The organism is Paenibacillus nuruki (genome assembly GCF_963311185.1).
Taxonomy (GTDB): Bacteria; Bacillota; Bacilli; order Paenibacillales; family Paenibacillaceae; genus Saccharibacillus; species Saccharibacillus nuruki.
The window spans coordinates 3,587,501-3,604,905 of the sequence record NZ_OY725677.1; the positions used below are offsets into that span (position 1 = coordinate 3,587,501).

General features: G+C 40.5%; 15 protein-coding genes, 1 pseudogene and 1 riboswitch (1 of these 17 cut by a window edge). Of the genes and pseudogenes, 11 read left to right on the forward strand and 5 right to left on the reverse strand.

Annotated features, from left to right (window positions below; all coding sequences use genetic code 11):
• Window positions 1-96, forward strand: partial view of a DUF2268 domain-containing putative Zn-dependent protease gene (locus tag RCP16_RS15885; RefSeq protein ID WP_308640782.1) — the end only. 834 nt of this gene lie to the left of the window's left edge; the window shows 96 of its 930 coding nt (coding positions 835-930); its start codon lies beyond the left edge, outside the window; it ends in the stop codon at window positions 94-96.
• Window positions 71-850, forward strand: a complete 780-nt coding sequence (locus tag RCP16_RS15890) for a MerR family transcriptional regulator (RefSeq protein WP_308640783.1) — start codon at window positions 71-73, stop codon at window positions 848-850. Before RCP16_RS15885 ends, RCP16_RS15890 begins: the two co-directional genes overlap by 26 nt.
• Window positions 851-1,348: 498 nt before the next feature.
• Here the strand turns inward: RCP16_RS15890 and RCP16_RS15895 are convergent, their stop codons facing one another.
• Window positions 1,349-2,740 carry an NCS2 family permease gene (locus tag RCP16_RS15895; protein WP_069329371.1) on the reverse strand — a complete coding sequence of 464 codons (1,392 nt, stop codon included), beginning with the start codon at window positions 2,738-2,740 and terminating at the stop codon, window positions 1,349-1,351.
• A 169-nt stretch (window positions 2,741-2,909) separates the two neighbouring features.
• A riboswitch (purine riboswitch) is annotated at window positions 2,910-3,008 on the reverse strand.
• Between the two features lie 443 nt (window positions 3,009-3,451).
• Here RCP16_RS15895 and RCP16_RS15900 point away from each other — a divergent pair.
• From RCP16_RS15900 to RCP16_RS15920, 5 genes are all read left to right on the forward strand, one after another.
• Complete coding sequence (locus RCP16_RS15900) at window positions 3,452-4,252, forward strand: ABC transporter ATP-binding protein (RefSeq protein WP_069329372.1); 801 nt, start codon at window positions 3,452-3,454, stop codon at window positions 4,250-4,252.
• 3 nt (window positions 4,253-4,255) lie between these two features.
• Window positions 4,256-5,071, forward strand: a complete 816-nt coding sequence (locus RCP16_RS15905) for an ABC transporter permease (RefSeq protein WP_308640784.1) — start codon at window positions 4,256-4,258, stop codon at window positions 5,069-5,071.
• Window positions 5,068-5,994 carry an ABC transporter permease gene (locus RCP16_RS15910; RefSeq protein WP_308640785.1) on the forward strand — a complete coding sequence of 309 codons (927 nt, stop codon included), beginning with the start codon at window positions 5,068-5,070 and terminating at the stop codon, window positions 5,992-5,994. Before RCP16_RS15905 ends, RCP16_RS15910 begins: the two co-directional genes overlap by 4 nt.
• Window positions 5,995-6,069: 75 nt before the next feature.
• Window positions 6,070-7,146, forward strand: coding sequence for an ABC transporter substrate-binding protein (locus RCP16_RS15915; RefSeq protein WP_308640786.1), 1,077 nt, complete (start codon window positions 6,070-6,072; stop codon window positions 7,144-7,146).
• 49 nt (window positions 7,147-7,195) lie between these two features.
• Window positions 7,196-8,554 carry an aspartate aminotransferase family protein gene (locus RCP16_RS15920; RefSeq protein ID WP_308640787.1) on the forward strand — a complete coding sequence of 453 codons (1,359 nt, stop codon included), beginning with the start codon at window positions 7,196-7,198 and terminating at the stop codon, window positions 8,552-8,554.
• Here the strand turns inward: RCP16_RS15920 and RCP16_RS15925 are convergent.
• Window positions 8,529-10,217, reverse strand: a complete 1,689-nt coding sequence (locus RCP16_RS15925; protein WP_308640788.1) for a PucR family transcriptional regulator — start codon at window positions 10,215-10,217, stop codon at window positions 8,529-8,531. The genes RCP16_RS15920 and RCP16_RS15925 overlap by 26 nt on opposite strands.
• A 331-nt stretch (window positions 10,218-10,548) precedes the next feature.
• Here RCP16_RS15925 and RCP16_RS15930 point away from each other — a divergent pair, with 331 nt between their 5' ends.
• From RCP16_RS15930 to RCP16_RS15945, 4 genes are all read left to right on the forward strand, one after another.
• Window positions 10,549-11,940: an NAD(P)-dependent oxidoreductase gene (locus RCP16_RS15930; RefSeq protein ID WP_308640789.1), complete on the forward strand. Its 1,392-nt coding sequence runs from the start codon at window positions 10,549-10,551 to the stop codon at window positions 11,938-11,940.
• A gap of 138 nt (window positions 11,941-12,078) precedes the next feature.
• Window positions 12,079-13,371, forward strand: a complete 1,293-nt coding sequence (gene preA, locus RCP16_RS15935; protein WP_069329377.1) for an NAD-dependent dihydropyrimidine dehydrogenase subunit PreA — start codon at window positions 12,079-12,081, stop codon at window positions 13,369-13,371.
• Window positions 13,368-14,801: a dihydropyrimidinase gene (hydA, locus tag RCP16_RS15940; RefSeq protein WP_308640790.1), complete on the forward strand. Its 1,434-nt coding sequence runs from the start codon at window positions 13,368-13,370 to the stop codon at window positions 14,799-14,801. Before preA ends, hydA begins: the two co-directional genes overlap by 4 nt.
• Window positions 14,801-15,028, forward strand: a complete 228-nt coding sequence (locus RCP16_RS15945) for a hypothetical protein (protein ID WP_069329379.1) — start codon at window positions 14,801-14,803, stop codon at window positions 15,026-15,028. Before hydA ends, RCP16_RS15945 begins: the two co-directional genes overlap by 1 nt.
• A 154-nt stretch (window positions 15,029-15,182) precedes the next feature.
• Here the strand turns inward: RCP16_RS15945 and RCP16_RS15950 are convergent, their stop codons facing one another.
• The 3 genes and pseudogenes from RCP16_RS15950 to RCP16_RS15960 form a co-directional block, all read right to left on the reverse strand.
• On the reverse strand, window positions 15,183-15,968 hold the full coding sequence (locus tag RCP16_RS15950) for a lytic polysaccharide monooxygenase (protein ID WP_308640791.1): 786 nt from the start codon (window positions 15,966-15,968) through the stop codon (window positions 15,183-15,185).
• 60 nt (window positions 15,969-16,028) lie between these two features.
• Entirely contained in the window at window positions 16,029-16,232 is a 204-nt protein-coding gene (locus tag RCP16_RS15955; protein ID WP_308642499.1) for a carbohydrate-binding protein, read from the reverse strand.
• 6 nt (window positions 16,233-16,238) lie between these two features.
• A pseudogene (locus tag RCP16_RS15960) lies at window positions 16,239-17,243 on the reverse strand (chitinase); the annotation flags it as partial.
• Window positions 17,244-17,405: the final 162 nt, after the last annotated feature.

Below are 17,405 nucleotides of genomic sequence, written 5' to 3' on the forward strand. Positions count from 1 at the left end.
GGCAAAAGTATTATAGAAGCAACGATTACTCCAGCAGAACTTATTTTAGCGGAGACAAAGGAATTTTGGCATGAAACCACAATTATTTACGATTAAAAATATACTGCATATTACAGGGATTACTAAACGTGCATTGCATCATTATCATAAAATTGGTTTGTTGCCTCCAAGTTATGTTGGTGAGAATGGATATCGGTTGTACGATCAACAAGCACTTGCGACATTACAGATGATTTTGCTATTTAAAGAAATGGGATTTTCACTGACAGAGATATCTATGATTCTTCCTTTATCTAAAGATGAACAAAAAGAGATTTCACTTCATCAACGTGGTCTACTTGAACAACGAAAACAAAAGTTGACTACCGTTATTGAACAATTGGATCATTATATAGAAGGAACAGATATACAGAAGCTAAATATATTTGATGATTCTTCTACTTTCTCTATCAAAGATCAGTATGATACAGAAGCTAAATTGGTGTATGGAGATACGGAGAAATATCAGGAATTCCAAGCAAACCTAGAACATTTATCTGATAGCGATAAAAAAGAGGCATACACACAATTTTCGGCAGATGTTGAGCATATTTTTCACAGGATCGCTCAACACCAGCAACTTCCCCCATCTTCTAATGAAGTACAAGACTTAATAGGTCAATGGAGCCGCGTGCTTGGGCGGTTTATGGTTTGTGATGAAGCTATTTTATTATGTATAGCAGAGACTTATGTGACTGATGAACGTTTTGTTCGTTATTTTGATCAGTTTGGTGAAGAAGGTTATTTGGACTTTTTGCATCGTTCTATTGTTTATTTTGTAAAAGAGTATAAAGAGTTGAGTGAGAGTTAAGTATGTAGGAGTACTAGCAATAAGATTCATTTAAGAAAATGAATTTGGTTTAATGAATCGAAAAAGAATAAATTGAATAGATCGAGCACATTCATTGAGGATATACACAATACTCATAAAAAATATAGAATACGAGTAATAAGCGAATCATTAAATAAGTAAATGAACCAAATATAAATAAATTAAATAGAAATGCACTAAAGAGAATTAAAGTAATAGAATGAACTCAATCAAAAACCCCTTTTAACGGCTCTGTTAGCTGTTAAAGGGGGTTTTAGTTTTGTTACTCTTTGGTTAATTTAAGGCTAATTTATTGCTTTTTTTAGTTATGCCTAAATTTTGAGTTTTAATGATTTGCATGTTATTCCGTTAGTTAGACTTGCGTCCATTGTGGAAAATTCCATACTGCTGTTACTTTTCAAATGATGAGTTAACTTTTAAATAATGCATTTCTTATTAGTATCATTTGATTCGAAAATATAATGTGATAATACTGGATTACTCTGAGCCCAGGAATGCATAGCGACAGATGACAAGGATAGCAAGTACCCACATCAACCAGTGTACTTTAACTTTACGCGGTGAAGCGATGTTGCTAAAGAATCCTAAAACTACGAAAGCAATAATACCTGCTGAGATCCCGTTTGCAATACCATTTGTAAATGGCATAAAGATAATCGTTAAGAAAGCTGGGAATGCTTGCATAAAGTCGTCCCACTCGATCTTGCTTACCTGACTCATCATCAATACACCAACAATTACTAATGCTGGAGCTGTTGCCGCAGAAGGAACCACCAAAGCTAAAGGAGCAATAAACAATGCACATAAGAACAATACTCCTGTAGTAATAGCGGTCAAACCTGTACGTCCACCTTCAGCTACACCTGCTGTACTTTCAACATAAGAAGTAATTGTACTTGTACCTAAAACAGCACCTGCACTTACACCTACTGCATCAACCAACATAGCTTTGCTGATTTTCTTTTCGCCTTCTTCTTTGTTTTTGAACAATCCTGCACGTTCGGCTGTACCTACCAATGTACCGAAAGTATCGAATAGTTCAACAAAGGTAAAGATAAAGATAATTTCGAATAATCCTATACCGATTGCGCCTTTGATATCTAATTGTCCAACCGCTAGATTATCAAAAGAAGGAATCCAATGTGCAGTAGACAAACTGCTTAGATCTGTAACACCCATTGGAATACCAATCAATGTAACTACGATAATACCGATTAATAATCCACCTTTGATACGTAATACCATCAGTATACCGATAACGAATAACCCAATAATCGCAAGTAATGTATCCGGGCTATGCATGAAATCGCCCAATGCTAATTGGAAATCAGAACCTTTAACTGTTACAGGAGCTGCTAATTGAGCAACATCTGTAACGCCTTTAACCGTAGCTGATACCGAAACTACATTTCCAAGCTTCAATCCAATAATGGTGACAAATAATCCTATACCTACAGTGATCGCCATTTTGATTGATTGTGGTACAGCGACCAGCAATAACTGACGAACTTTGGTAATTGTTAAAATGATAAAGATAATCCCCGAAAGAAACACTGCACCTAAAGCCGCTTGCCATGTGATCATTCCGTTGGAGCTAAGTACAACGGTCATAAAGTAAGCATTCAAACCCATACCTGGTGCAAGGGCTACCGGAATATTTGCAAATAATCCCATTAAAATCGTAACCAATCCAGCACCTACAGCTGTAGCGAAAAACACGCCTTCTGCGGGTATACCTGCTCCACCTGGTCCCAAGAACAAGTTATTAACGAACAGAATGTATGCCATCGTGATGAAGGTTGTTAACCCTGCGATCATTTCTGTTTTTACACTCGTGCCGTGTTCCTTCAACTTAAAGAAACGTTCCATTATTGCTATCTTCCTCCTCTTGGAAATGAATAGAGAAAACGACAAGAGACCCCGATGGACGAGCTGTTCATCGGGGTCTCTAAGAATCAGAATAACGGCGTGTCATAGTATTCCTTAAATAGTCTATGTATATCGATATCGATATACATAGACGCTAAAGAAAACCTACACTGCCATTGCTTCATTCCGTAGAGAGATCATTCCGGTGATCCGTAGAGACTCCTGAGCCTATTCTCAAGATTATACGAAGTGTTTTTCAATTGTCGCCAAACTCTATTCGCTGTCTTTGATACGTGTTGTTATTTTCATATCAAACAGCTTTACTTGTTACATTCTAGGATAGGATTATAAGGTTGTCAATCAAAAAGCGAATGTTATTTATATGTACATGTGTAATCGTTCGTCAATCTGTAAATATTATCTGTAATAATGATCACTTGATCGTTTTTCACTACCAAAAAATGATAGATTAATTCTAATTTTAACGAATATATGAGTGATCTGGACAAAGTGACGTAATTTTGTGATAGCAATCTTACTTTTTGTCTAATGCTATACTCCTTTATTTTATTTAATATGTTAGTTAATCGAACATAAAGTTAGTTTATATGACATTCGATATTGAGTTTAAGTCAATTTTTGATTATGATATGACTTAATCAGTTAGGTTAAACGTCATTAGAGGCTTATGAATCTTTGGAGGGGATAAAAATGTCTTTGACCGCTTCTACGGTAAAGCATCAAGTACAAACACCTGAGATTCAGCTAAAAGATGTTGAAATGCGTTATCCAACAGATACTGGTGATGTTCTTGCTCTACATCAAGTGAGTCTTGATATTGGCAAAGGCGAATTTGTCTCTTTATTAGGCCCTTCTGGTTGTGGCAAAACTACATTACTTCGACTTATGGCTGATCTGATTCAGCCTACTAGTGGCAGTATTCATGTCGCAGGCAAAACAGCTAAAGAAGCACGATTAGCTCAAAAATACGGGATTGTTTTTCAAAGTCCTGTGTTGTATGACTGGCGTAAAGTCAAACAAAATGTAGCTCTTCCTCTAGAGTTAGTAGGCGTTAGTAAAATCGAACGTGAACGCAAAGCCATCGAATTATTGGAATTAGTAGGACTTGAAAAATTTGCAGATCAATATCCATGGCAACTGAGTGGTGGTATGCAACAACGAGCTGCTATTGCAAGAGCACTGGCAATGGAGCCTGAAATTCTACTAATGGATGAACCGTTCTCTGCCCTAGATGAATTTACAAGAGAACGCTTAAATGAAGAGTTATTGTCTGTATGGAATAACATTCAGAATACGATTGTATTTGTCACTCACAGTATTCCCGAATCGATTTTTTTATCAGATCGAGTATTTGTATTATCCCCACATCCGGGACGATTGTCGGCAGTGGTTGAAATTCCTTTACCTAGACCACGTACACAGGAAATGCGTAACAGTCCAGCCTTTTTTGAATTGATTGCCCGTATTCGCGATAGCTTTGAAGGGGTGTGACGTATGAAAGGAAATCATCTTTTTGTACGTAATCGCCTGTTGCCTGCTATGGTCTGGGTTATTGCGATCTTGGTAATCTGGGAACTTACATCATGGGCACTATTAAATATAGGTCATCTGCCTTTGGCTCAATCCAAACTTCCTTATCTTCATGAAGTGCTAGCCACCAGTATTCAATATAGTGGAACGTTGATCAAAGAAGGTAGTGCTACATTCGGTAATGCAGGAATAGGATTTTTGCTTGGCGCTCTGGCAGGTGTTGTACTGGCTATATTGATGAGCATATCGACATGGATCGAAAAATTAACCTTTCCATATGCTGTAGCTTCACAAATGATTCCGGTACTCGGACTCGCACCTATTATTTATGGAATTGTACGAGATGAGTATATTTCACGGATTCTGATCTCGGGATATATTACATTTTTTCCGGTAGCACTCAATATGTTACGAGGATTACGAAGTGTTGAACCTTCCGCTCTCGAATTGATGCATTCTTATGCGGCTAAACCGTGGAGTATTTATTGGAAGTTACGATTACCTGCTGCTATCCCCGGACTTTTTAGTGGATTAAAAATTGCGGCTCCTCTAGCTGTAACTGGCGCTATTCTTGTTGAACTAATGGGAGCACAACATGGTATCGGCGTGATTATGCTTCGCAATCTGTATTATGGCCCTTCTCATGTATATATGTTCTGGTCGACTGTTTTTATCGGAGCTTTACTTGGCATACTCAGCTATTGGTTGATTAACTTGATCGAACGTATCGTATCTCCATGGCAACCTGAATTCCGCTCCAAAGGAGGTAGCCATTCATGAACAAACCATCATCGGTACAGAACAAAAAAGTGGCTGCTACATATATCTCTGAATTACCTTCTTCAACTCTTCCTTCTCCACATTCTTCGTTAACAGAACAGCAACAAGCAAAAGGAACAGATCAACCTTCGCGCAAACGTCAGAGCAAGAACAAATCATTATTAGGTGGTGGAAAACTATGGCTTCCTCTTGGTTCAGGTATCTTATTCGTGGCATTATGGCAAATAGAGGTTTTTCACAAGATATTTGATCTTAAAAAATATCAACTTCCTCTTCCTTCAGCAATTGCATCGTCTATACAAGAAAATTGGAGTCTTCTACTATCCTATACCGGATACACATTAGCTGAAGCTGTACTGGGCATGGTCATAGGTTCTTTATTCGGATTCATTATTGCTCTTATCGCTACAGCTTCTCCACGTTGGGGTGCAGGAAGTCTTACTTTAGTAGCCGCTTTAAATGCTGTTCCTATTGTAGCGCTGGCTCCAATTATGAATCTATGGTTCGGTGATGGTATCGGTTCTCGAATCGCTATCGTCACTGCAACAACTATGGCGGCTATGGCTCTTAACGCTTATAAAGGAATGTCATCTGTTGATCCACTCGCTCTTGATCTTATGCATTCCTATGCCGCCAATAAAGGAAAAGTCTTTCGTTATTTACGTATGCAACATAGCTTACCGTATGTATTTACTGCTCTTAAAATCAATACTACTGCTAGCATGATCGGAGCTATTGTCGGTGAGTTCTTCTTTTCTTCGCAAGGACTGGGTTACCTCCTCTCTAATTCTATCAAAATTGCCAAAATGCCACTGGGTTGGTCATGTATCGTGCTGGCTGCTATCGCCGGTATTATTTTCTATATGGTGGTAGAGCGATTAGAAAAAGTATGTATTCGCTGGCATCCTTCTCAGCGCACCTAAATGACCGGGCATACATCCACTTTATTTTCGCATATAGCTATCGAGAATAGATTAACGATTCAGGGGGAATAAAAGATGAACATCCAACCACAAAAAGTTCAAGCCAGTCTTGTAATTATGCTGGTGATTATGATTACGATGCTCGCAGGATGCGGCGGAATGAAAAGTGCTTCGACAGACACAGGTACAACAGCGAATGCCAATGAAGCGACTTCAACAGAACCCGTAACTGTCAAGTTACAGTTGAAATGGGTACCTCAAGCACAATTTGCTGGTTATTTTGTCGCTAAAGATAAAGGTTATTATGAGCAAGAAGGTCTAAATGTGGAGATTCTTCCGGGCGGCCCAGATATTGTTCCTGAGCAACAGGTCGCTGGTGGTTCCGCAGATATCGGTGTAGATTGGGTTGGAAGTCTGCTGACGAGTCAGGAACAGGAAATGCCATTGATTCAAATCGCTCAAATTTTCCAAAAAAGCGGTCTAGTGGTGGTATCTAAAAAATCGGCTGGTATTAACACTCCTGCTGATCTAAAAGGTAAAAAAGTAGGCAACTGGATGGGTGGAAATGAATTCGAACTATTGGCTTTATTCGATAAGTACGGGCTTGATCCGAACAAAGATGTGAGCTTTACCAAACAAGGATTCACAATGGATCAATTTCTAGGTGGCGAATTAGATGCCGCTTCAGCTATGACCTATAACGAATATCAAATTTTGCTAGAGTCTGGTCTTAAAGATAGCGATCTGAATGTGATTGATATGAACGACGAAGGCGTAGCGATGTTAGAAGATAATTTATTTGCCAATAAAGAGTGGCTAGATGCGAATAAAGAAACTGCCGCTAAATTTGTACGTGCTTCACTTAAAGGATGGAAAGATGCGATTGCTGATCCTGAAGCGGCAGTTGACAGTGTAATGAAGCAAGCGGAATCGGGCAGTACTACGAAAGAACATCAACTCAAAATGATGCAAGAAGTAGCAAAATTGATTCAACCTGAAGGATTCGATGAAACTAAAATGGGCTACACTGACGACAAAATGTTCCAGCAGACTGCTGATATCGCTTTGAAATTTGGCGTCATTAAAGAAGCGGCTAATGTGCAAGAAGCGTATACCAATGAAATTGTAGATATGGCTAGTAAAATGCAGTAAGCGTCACTGCTCGCTATTAATGATCCAGCAACAGAGAGGAGAAATCATCATGCTCGAATTAGGAACAGACAGTGAATCAGCAATCCAAAAGGATCAGCGCTATTTGTGGCATAATATAACTCCTTACAATGAAGCAGCTCCACCGATGATCGCTGCGACAGGTAGTGGATCATGGGTAACAGACACCAATGGTCAGCGTTATATGGATGGAATGTCTGGTCTATGGTGTGTGAATGTGGGCTACGGTCGCAAAGAGTTAGCGGAAGCGGCATATGAACAACTGTTACAACTTCCTTATTTTCCATTAACACAAAGTCATATGCCTGCGATTGCACTTGCGGAAAAGTTGAATAACTGGCTTGGTGATGATTATGTAATCTTCTTTTCTAATAGTGGTTCTGAAGCTAATGAAGCGGCTTTCAAAATCGCACGTCAATATCAACAACAGATTGGACAGCATTATCGCCACAAATTTATTTCGCGTTATCGTGGGTATCATGGTAGTTCTATGGGTGCGCTATCAGCTACAGGGCAGGCTCAACGTAAATATAAATATGAACCGTTAAGTGGTGGCTTCCTGCATGTGGCCCCACCAGACAGTTACCGTCGTCCGGCTGGTCAAACAGTAGAAGAGTTCAACCTGAACTGTGCTCAAGCGATCGAAGATATGATCATCTGGGAAGGGGTTGAAACGATTGCCGCTGTAATTATGGAGCCTGTAATTACGGGTGGTGGTATTATTATTCCCCATCAAGTGTATATGGATCGGGTACAAGAGATTTGCCGTACTCATGGTGTGCTACTTATTATAGACGAAGTGATCTGCGGATTCGGACGATCTGGTCAAAAGTTCGGACATCACAACTTTGGCATAAAACCGGATATTGTGACGATGGCTAAAGGATTAACAAGTGGATATTTGCCACTATCGGCTACGGCTGTCCGCAAAGATATCTATGAAGCATTTAAAGATAAAAGTGATGATTACGGGCATTTCCGGCATGTAAATACATTTGGTGGTAATCCTGCGGCATGTGCATTAGCACTACGTAATCTGGAAGTGATTGAGCAAGAACATCTTATTGAACGTGCTCAACTGTTAGGGCAACGCCTCAATACAGCAATGATGGATATTGCAGACCATCCACTAATCGGCGATATCCGTAGCTTCGGTCTGCTTACAGGCATTGAACTGGTTGAAAACAAAGATAGCAAAAAGCCAGCGTCACTCGATATCGTGAAGTCCATAATTGCCGGTTGTAAACGTAAAGGACTGATTATCGGCAAAAATGGCGATACGGTCGCTGGCTATAACAATATACTTACTTTTGCCCCTCCATTATCTTCTACAGATGAAGATTTGGAATTCTTAATTAGTACATTCAAACATGTGATGAGTGAGCATTAGGTAACGTCATTTTTTCTGGATACAAAAATTGATAAGCACGTAGAGCGACTTGAATCGATATGCGATTTTCAGGTGACATGTAATCTTCACCGAGCAGTTCGGTAATTTTGTCTAAGCGATAATATAAAGATTGGCGTACGATAAACAATTTCTGCGCGGCAATCTGCTTGGAACCATCATGATCTAGATATACTCGTAATGTAAGAAGTAATTCACTGCCTTTGGACTGATCATGGTCAATCAGAGGCCCTAGATAGTTACGAATAAAGGTCTGAAGCGTTTTGCCATCATTCAAGCTGAGTAGTAATTGAAATACGCCTAATTCTTCATAAAATAGTAACGTACTATCCGAACAGGAATACAGAGATAAGGCTTGAACAGCTTCTTGATAGCTGGCTGAAACATTTTTCAAATGATGACCGGATTTACTTACACCGATAATTAATTTCAAATGCTTCAGCTTATCATCTGCATGAATATGTTGTAGAGATTGTAATGCCTGTTGAAGTCTTGGCTTCGCAGGCATTTTGGCTTGTTGATCCAGAGCAATCACTGTCAGTCGATTATTTTTGAGTGTGATAAGCGGATGAAATAGATACTTTTCAAAAATAGACCTTAAAGCTAGCGAAAGATGAAATGTGATCGACTCCCACTCATTCTCCGAACTGTTCCATTTCACATCTTGCGGATTCTCAATTTCGATAAGGCAGACACGATAAGGTAATTCATTCATGGCGGCGAAATCAGGTCCAATTAGACTTTTGAGTCGATGTTCATCTTCAATCCTTCCATAAATCAATTCCTCCACCCATAGATTTTCCGAAAATAACTTGCGTTCTTCCATATAACGGGTACGTAACAATTCTTGAGCGATGGATAGCGAAGCCGAATCTAGTAATAAACAATCATACTCTTGTGGTTTGTGCGGACAGATCAACATAATGTATGCCCATGTCTGATCCAGAGCACCTACAGGCTTGAGCACAATCGTTTGTTGCTGATGTTCACGAAAATAAGGTGCAGTATCATGTTGTACCCCATCCATACTTTCATTAAATGCTGCAAAAAAATCCAATAGCGGACGTTGCTTATCAGGAGCGAGTGCCGGGAAAAAGGAAGGTTTTCCTTGCAATTGTAAATAGATCACTTGATGATGCGTGCTTTGGTGTAGCAATTGTAATACTTTCGTAGTGCCTTGCGAAGTGAGCGTTAACCGATTGAATTCACGTGAAATACTTTCTAATTCTTGAAGCATACGATGATGGTGATTAATAATCAATGAATGTAGATCGAGCGTAATATCTACAAACCGTACGGTTTCTTTAAAAATAATCAAAGGAAAATCGTGGCGATTGGCAAGTTCAATCATTTCAGCAGGAATCTGTTGAAAAAAGTCGCCCAGTTCAATACAAAGACATGCTGCCTTTTTCTGAATTAAATTTTCCATAAATTCGAGTGTAGTTGCAAGATGATCATGGAATTGCATACCTGTAGTCAGAATCATTTCTTCTCCATGAATAAGACTTTCAAAATTAGAACTCTCCAGCACATGAACCCAACGAACATAATTCTTTGTTCCTCTTATTCCTCCGATCACTTCTGCTTGAGCAAATAAAGGTCTTGTCATCGCATCTTCGATAGTAAACATACGGTTTCCTTCCATCTCTCCCCCGCCTTTCTCTAAATCATGGATCAATCACCTTCATATAAAATAACGTTCAGCCGCACCTGTATCTACGCTATGGTCGTCAAAAATAAACTTTTGAAATTAGACACTCTGTCTAATGTAATAAAAAAGCGAATTGTCTATAGTTTTAATATATAAATGTCAGATTACATAACCTATATGGATATGAATTATACTATATTTATGCTTTATATGATATTTTAAAATAATTTCACTGAAAAAATCTATAAAAAGATCGATATTAGCGAAAAATATGTTACATTATTTAACACAAAATAGTTTTCTATACCCTAAGGAGGTTTAACCGATGGAACTTTCTTCTACATTGGCTTCGTTTTCACCCGATCTATTTATGCGTAATTTTGCGGAAGCAGAACCTGGTCTAACTCACAAGGGAGCTATAGAAGAATCGAATCGCTGTCTGTACTGTTATGATGCGCCATGTATAACAGCTTGTCCTACCGGAATCAATATCCCTTCTTTTATCAAACGCATTGCAACCGATAATCTAAAAGGCGCTGCATATACGATTATGGATGCTAATCCTGTTGGTGCTAGTTGTGCTCGTGTCTGTCCAACAGAAGAGTTATGTGAAGGCGCTTGTGTACTGAATGAAAGTTCCAAACCGATAGATATCGGAAGATTACAACGTTATGCTACGGATTGGGCGATCGAAAAAGACGCTTCTTTATTCGAAGCAGGTATTCCTAACGAGAAAAAAGTAGCGGTGATCGGTGGCGGTCCTGCTGGCTTGGCTGCTGCACGTGAATTAGCACGTGAGGGATTCAGTGTCGTGATCTATGAATCGAAACCACTTGCAGGTGGACTGGATACGCATGGTATTGTCTCTTTTCGTTTACCTCAATCCATATCGCTCTGGGAAGTTGAACAAGTACGAAAGTTAGGCGTCGATATTCGCACCCATATGAAAGTAGGCACTGATATCACTGCCGAGCAATTGCTGACGGAATACGATGCAGTCGTCTTAGCAGCTGGCATGGGATACGTTCCTCCGATCAAAATTGAAGGGGAACAACTACAAGGCGTCTATGATGCGATTCAACTGGTTGAACAGACCAAAACAGGTCAACCTCATGTTAATCTAATCGGCAAAAAAGTAGCGGTGATCGGTGCAGGTAATACGGCTATTGATGGAGCTACCTGTTCAGTACGCTTAGGTGCTTCTAATGTGAAAATGGTCTACCGACGGACACGCGAAGAAATGACTGCTTATGATTTTGAATATGAATTTGCCAAACAAGAAGGGGTAGAATTCAACTGGTTAACATTACCCAAGCGAATTATTGGTGATGCTACAGGTAAAGTCACTCATCTAGAGTGTGTACAAATGAAATTAACAGGTGAACTTGGTAAAGACGGGCGGTTAGTGCCGATGCCTGTTGAAGGTTCTGAATTCTTAATGCCCGTCGATGCTGTGGTGACAGCGATTGGACAAGAACGTCGTACTGATCTGATTGAGCATTTTGGATTAGAACATACATGGGGTGTTGTCAAGATTGATACGACGACTCATCGTACCTCTAATCCTAAAGTATATGCCGCAGGCGATATTATATTCGGAGCGGGTCAAGGTGAAGCAATGGTCGTCTCTGCTGCGCAACAAGGAAAATTAGCAGCGTATGCAATCAGCCAACATTTACTTGCTCAAGAAGATCATTCTTTACGTTCGATTGTATAAAATAAGGCTTCCACTGCTATCAATACAAATAAGATTACTAAAATAAATCAATCCAAAATCTGATTCTATAAATAAAAGATAGGCACATCTAATGTACTGTTTGAGATATAAGATGATATGACTAGGAGGTTGTTGATTATGGCAGATTTGAGTATTGATCTTGCAGGTATTCGTTCCCCTAATCCGTTCTGGCTCGCTTCTGCACCACCTACGAATACAGGTTATCAAGTACAGCGTGCTTTTGAAGCAGGTTGGGGCGGAGCGGTCTGGAAAACGCTGGGTGATCCGATTATTAATACATCTGCCCGATTTGCAGCGATCAATTTCAACGGACAACGAGTCGCTGGATTTAACAATATTGAATTGATCTCTGACCGTCCATTAGATGTAAATCTTAAAGAAATCTATGAAACGAAAAAACGATTCCCCAATCATGCAGTTATTGCTTCTCTAATGGTTGAACCGACTCAATACAAATGGCATGAAATTGTAAAACGAGTCGAAGATGTAGGTGTCGATGGATTGGAATTGAACTTCGGTTGTCCGCATGGTATGGCTGAACGTGGTATGGGTGCGGCTTCCGGTCAACAACCCGATCTAGTCCAAGCACAGACCACATGGGCGAAAGAAGTAGCAACGACACCTGTGATTGTGAAATTAACTCCGAATATTACGGATATCACGGTGGTGGCTCGCCATGCTGTTAAAGGTGGTGCGGATGCGATTAGTCTGATCAATACGATCAATAGTCTCGCTGGTGTCGATATTCATAGTTGGAATACCATCCCTCATGTCGGTGGCAAAGGGGCACATGGTGGATATTGTGGCCCTGCGGTAAAGCCGATTGCCCTAAATATGTTAGCCGAATGTGCTCGTGATATGAATGTAGGTGTACCTATTTCAGGAATTGGCGGCATTTCTACATGGCAAGATGTGGTTGAATTTATGTTGATGGGAGCTACAGGGATTCAAGTCTGTACTGCCGCAATGCATCACGGTTTCCGAATTGTCGAAGAAATGATCGATGGTCTCAACAACTATTTAGATGATAAAGGTCTTAGCTCAGTGACTGAATTGATTGGTCAAAGTGTATCTCGTTATTCCAATTGGGGTGATCTAGACCTTAATTATCAAGTTGTTGCTCGAATCAATGAAGAAAATTGTATTAACTGCAATAAGTGCCATATTGCTTGTGAAGACACTTCCCACCAATGTATTGATATGCTGACCAATGCTGAAGGAAAAAGTATTTTGCAAGTTCGTGAAGAAGATTGTGTAGGTTGTAATCTGTGTTCTATCGTCTGTCCTGTAGATGGTGCGATAGATATGATCGAAATACAAAACGGTATGGCGCCAATGAGCTGGAACGATCGTCAAAAAATGATCGGTTCGTTGAATGATTCGTATACCGGAGCTGAGGTGATTGGATGAAAAAGATTATTCGAAATGGAACGATTGTAACGGCAGCAGATACGTATGTCGCCGATCTATTAATCGAACATGGGATCATCACCAGTATCGGGCTTCATTTGGAAGCAGAAGATGCTGAAATAATTGATGCGAGTGGTTGCTATGTATTCCCTGGAGGTATTGATCCCCATACTCATCTTGATATGCCTTTTAGTGGAACCGTTACGGCTGATGATTTTGAGTCTGGCACCAAAGCAGCTGCATTCGGCGGTACAACGACAGTGATTGATTTCTGCTTAACGACTAAAGGTAATACCTTGCAAAGTGCTGTCGATACATGGCATAAGAAATCACGAGACAAAGCTGTCATTGATTATAGCTTTCATCTGATGGTCTCAGAAATTAATGATATCGTATTGGATGAATTACCTCAGATTATTGAAAAAGAAGGCATTACCTCATTTAAAGTATTTATGGCGTACAAAAATACATTTCAAGCCGATGACGGCACATTATTCAGAACATTGCAAACAGCGAAGCGTGAAGGCGCACTTGTAATGGTCCATGCTGAAAATGGTGATGTGATCGAATATTTAGTCGAACAAGCACTAGCCGCTGGACAGACAGAACCTATCTATCATGCGCTTACTCGTCCTCCTGAATTAGAAGGTGAAGCTACCGGACGCGCTGCTTACCTTACGGGTCTGACGGATTCGCAATTATACGTGGTGCATGTAACTTGTGCAGAAGCTGTCTACAAAATTGAAGAAGCCCGCCGTAAAGGTCTACGTGTATATGGAGAAACATGTCCTCAATATTTACTATTGGATCAGAGCGATTTGGAAAAACCGAATTTTGAAGGAGCAAAATATGTATGGTCTCCTCCTCTACGTGAGAAATGGAATCAAGAGGTGTTGTGGGATGCTCTTTGGAATGGAAGTCTACAAACGATTGGTTCCGATCAATGCTCATTTAATTTTAAAGGGCAAAAAGATCTGGGGATTCATGACTTCTCCAAAATACCTAATGGTGGCCCGATGATCGAAGACCGATTCAGTGTCCTTTATTCTGAAGGAGTTGCTAAAGGACGAATCTCACTTAACAAATTTGTCGATATTATTGCTACAGCCAGCTCACGTCTATTTGGACTTTTTCCGCAGAAAGGAACACTTGCGATTGGTAGTGATGCTGATATTGTGATCTTCGATCCAACCGTCAAACGAACGATCTCAGCGCAAACGCATCATATGAATGTCGATTATAATGCTTTTGAAGGAATAGAGATTACAGGCGAACCGGTATCTGTACTGAGTCGAGGAGAATTTGTGATTCGAGATAAACAGTTTGTCGGTACGCCGGGAACCGGTCAGTATTTGCATCGTAATCGGTTTGAAGTTCCTACAACCCTGTTATCTTCTACAACTGAACAAGTAAGTGGAGGGATACGATAATGTCTGCTTTCGCTGATTTTGAAAAAGAAAAGCTGGCGATCGATCAATGGCTAGATAATGGATATAAGGTTATCGCTATTCAGGAAAGTCTGGAAGGCGCATGTGTCAAATTCAGTAAAGACCCTTCTCGTGCTAAGCATGATGATCTTCATCTCATTACTGCTGATGCTCGTAAATATCTAACGACTCGCTTACTGATGAATGGACAACTCGCTCGTTCGGTGTAACCTCTCCTCTTTACACATTACATTGATATACCTTTATTCAAAAAGCCCATCTAGACCGAACCAGTACCTCTTACTGGATTCGATCAGATGGGCTTTGAGCTATGTTGTCATTTCAAAAAGTAGATTGGCTTAGAAGTGACTGGAAAATATGAATTTACTGCAATCCAGCAAGCAATTCCCAGACATCTGAATGACCTGGCATTTCCCCGCTTGTCCACCATTTCGCACGATACGTTTTGCCATCATAGCTGACAGTATCTCCACCAACATAAATCATAGAAGGGCTCCAAGCGTTAGCAGAAGGTTGTCCTGGATCAGTAGGAGTCGTCGGTGTTGTTCCTCCAGTACCTTGTCCCGTAATATTCACATCGATCACCTGATAAAAAGCATTGGCGGTATCACTAATATCCCATACGCCCAAGATGACATGGTAGCCACTCCGGTCTGACGGAATATTAATCGTATGACTCACACTCGCAGCCGGCTTGGCTCCATTGTCATTAATCACAGCAATTTCTTGCAATGTACTACGCTTCAGTGGTTCATTTGGATTCCAACCTTGTTTGGTGATGTAATACTTCCAACTGGCTGTTGCATGTTGAGCTGTTAATTTCCATTGAACTTTGAGTGCACCTGTTTTGATATCTGTTTTGTGCCAGCGGGTAGATGTCTGCTCATCTAGCGGTGCAAATCCTGCTACACCGCCGCTTGCAATATGCCCATCTGTCGGTCCTGCTGATGGATAGCCTTTGAGTGCTTCAATACTTTGCGGTTCATACTGAGCACTTCCCACATTGGTATTGAGTCCGAGTGCATTCGATCCTTTGTAAGCACGACTAGCAGGCTGTTCGATATAACCATGTGCCCAAATGGTACTGCTCATTAACAAAGCACATGTGCTAATAGCCACAGTCGCTGTTATCGCCTTTTTCCAATTCATTTATAGACCTCCCAAGTGTTCCAAATCTATACGGTATAAATGATATGATCGAAGAATCTATTACAGTTGTTGCCATACATCTGCTTGTCCAGGTGTCTCGCCTGTAGTCCACCATTTGGCACGATACGTTTTGCCGTTGTAGCTTACGGTATCTCCACCGACATATACGGCGGATGCTGTCCAAGCTTTGGCTGTTGGTTGATCAGGATTGGTTGGTGTGGTCGGTGTCGTTGGATCGGTTGGTGCACTGCCGTTATAGATCAAGTTGTAGTACGCATTGGAAAAGGCTTTGTTGTACGGTGTTCCTGCACTATTGCTACCTAGATCCCAGTTTACTGACCATGTCATTACACCTTTGAGCGATTGACCTTGTGATTGTAATTTGGAAAATACGTTATACACTACTGTTGGATCTTTGACCGTTCCATTGCCCCCTGCATCTGGATTAGCAGGTAAGCCTAGCACTAATTTATTGGCTGGAATCTGTAGCAATCCTCTTGTGCCATGAATAAATGAATCTGCCATATAGTAAAGGAAATTATATTTGTCTGCATCTGAATTTTGAGCTAACCACTTGCTCACTTCGTCGACCCAGATGCCATCGCCTGCCTGATTGTACAATTGAGGCGCTATAAAATCATAGTAGCCTGCCAGACTGGTTAAGTACGGTTCGTAAGCTCCACCTGGTTTCAAGTATGGAAATTCAGGAGCCATACTAATCAAAAAGTTCTGCCCTTGCGCTTTGTAATGATTTTTGACGATCTTAAGCGCGGCTGGAATAACCGTTGTGTTACTACCTGCTTTGATCGAATTTTGCTCCAGATCGATATCTAATCCATCAAATCCATATACATCAACCAGACGAATAATCTCATTGGCAAAAGCTTGCTCTTGTCCTGCACTGAGTTGTACATGAGCATCTGCTCCACCTAACGAAAGAATAACGGCTGTTCCTCTTGCATTTAACGTAGCGACTTGTTGACGAAATTCAGCATCGGTTCCTCGATCTGGCTTAAATGTAGGAATACCATTCCCAGTCATAAAAGCAACCGTAACCACATTGTAAGCAGTTGGAGATTCGCTCAAAGCCATCGTACGTGAAGTCCCACCTGCATAACCGTCTTTAGCAGAAGATGTCCAATTTTGCCAGTAGCCTACCATAACTTTTTTGCCACTAATACTTGGCATCGTGGAAGCACTATCTGCGGCTTGAGTGGTCGGCATCGATGTAGCCAGTAACGAACAACTCATCACTCCTGCTAATACCCATTTCATTAATTTGCCTTTTTGAATGATATTCATCATATACACTCCTTCAAATAGTGGAATAAGATATTGCCTGATACCCTTACGATTTTCCCGACAGCATGCTACATGACAATGAACAACATAGGTTTCCTATTTTCCAATAAATCCCTTTTTCAAGGTATAACTGAA

Coding starts and splice junctions, on each gene's coding strand:
- RCP16_RS15890 (WP_308640783.1), top strand. CDS start 71: ATGAAACCACAATTATTTACGATTAAAAATATACTGCATATTACAGGG.
- RCP16_RS15895 (WP_069329371.1), bottom strand. CDS start 2,740: ATGGAACGTTTCTTTAAGTTGAAGGAACACGGCACGAGTGTAAAAACA.
- RCP16_RS15900 (WP_069329372.1), top strand. CDS start 3,452: ATGTCTTTGACCGCTTCTACGGTAAAGCATCAAGTACAAACACCTGAG.
- RCP16_RS15905 (WP_308640784.1), top strand. CDS start 4,256: ATGAAAGGAAATCATCTTTTTGTACGTAATCGCCTGTTGCCTGCTATG.
- RCP16_RS15910 (WP_308640785.1), top strand. CDS start 5,068: ATGAACAAACCATCATCGGTACAGAACAAAAAAGTGGCTGCTACATAT.
- RCP16_RS15915 (WP_308640786.1), top strand. CDS start 6,070: ATGAACATCCAACCACAAAAAGTTCAAGCCAGTCTTGTAATTATGCTG.
- RCP16_RS15920 (WP_308640787.1), top strand. CDS start 7,196: ATGCTCGAATTAGGAACAGACAGTGAATCAGCAATCCAAAAGGATCAG.
- RCP16_RS15925 (WP_308640788.1), bottom strand. CDS start 10,217: ATGGAAGGAAACCGTATGTTTACTATCGAAGATGCGATGACAAGACCT.
- RCP16_RS15930 (WP_308640789.1), top strand. CDS start 10,549: ATGGAACTTTCTTCTACATTGGCTTCGTTTTCACCCGATCTATTTATG.
- preA (WP_069329377.1), top strand. CDS start 12,079: ATGGCAGATTTGAGTATTGATCTTGCAGGTATTCGTTCCCCTAATCCG.
- hydA (WP_308640790.1), top strand. CDS start 13,368: ATGAAAAAGATTATTCGAAATGGAACGATTGTAACGGCAGCAGATACG.
- RCP16_RS15945 (WP_069329379.1), top strand. CDS start 14,801: ATGTCTGCTTTCGCTGATTTTGAAAAAGAAAAGCTGGCGATCGATCAA.
- RCP16_RS15950 (WP_308640791.1), bottom strand. CDS start 15,968: ATGAATTGGAAAAAGGCGATAACAGCGACTGTGGCTATTAGCACATGT.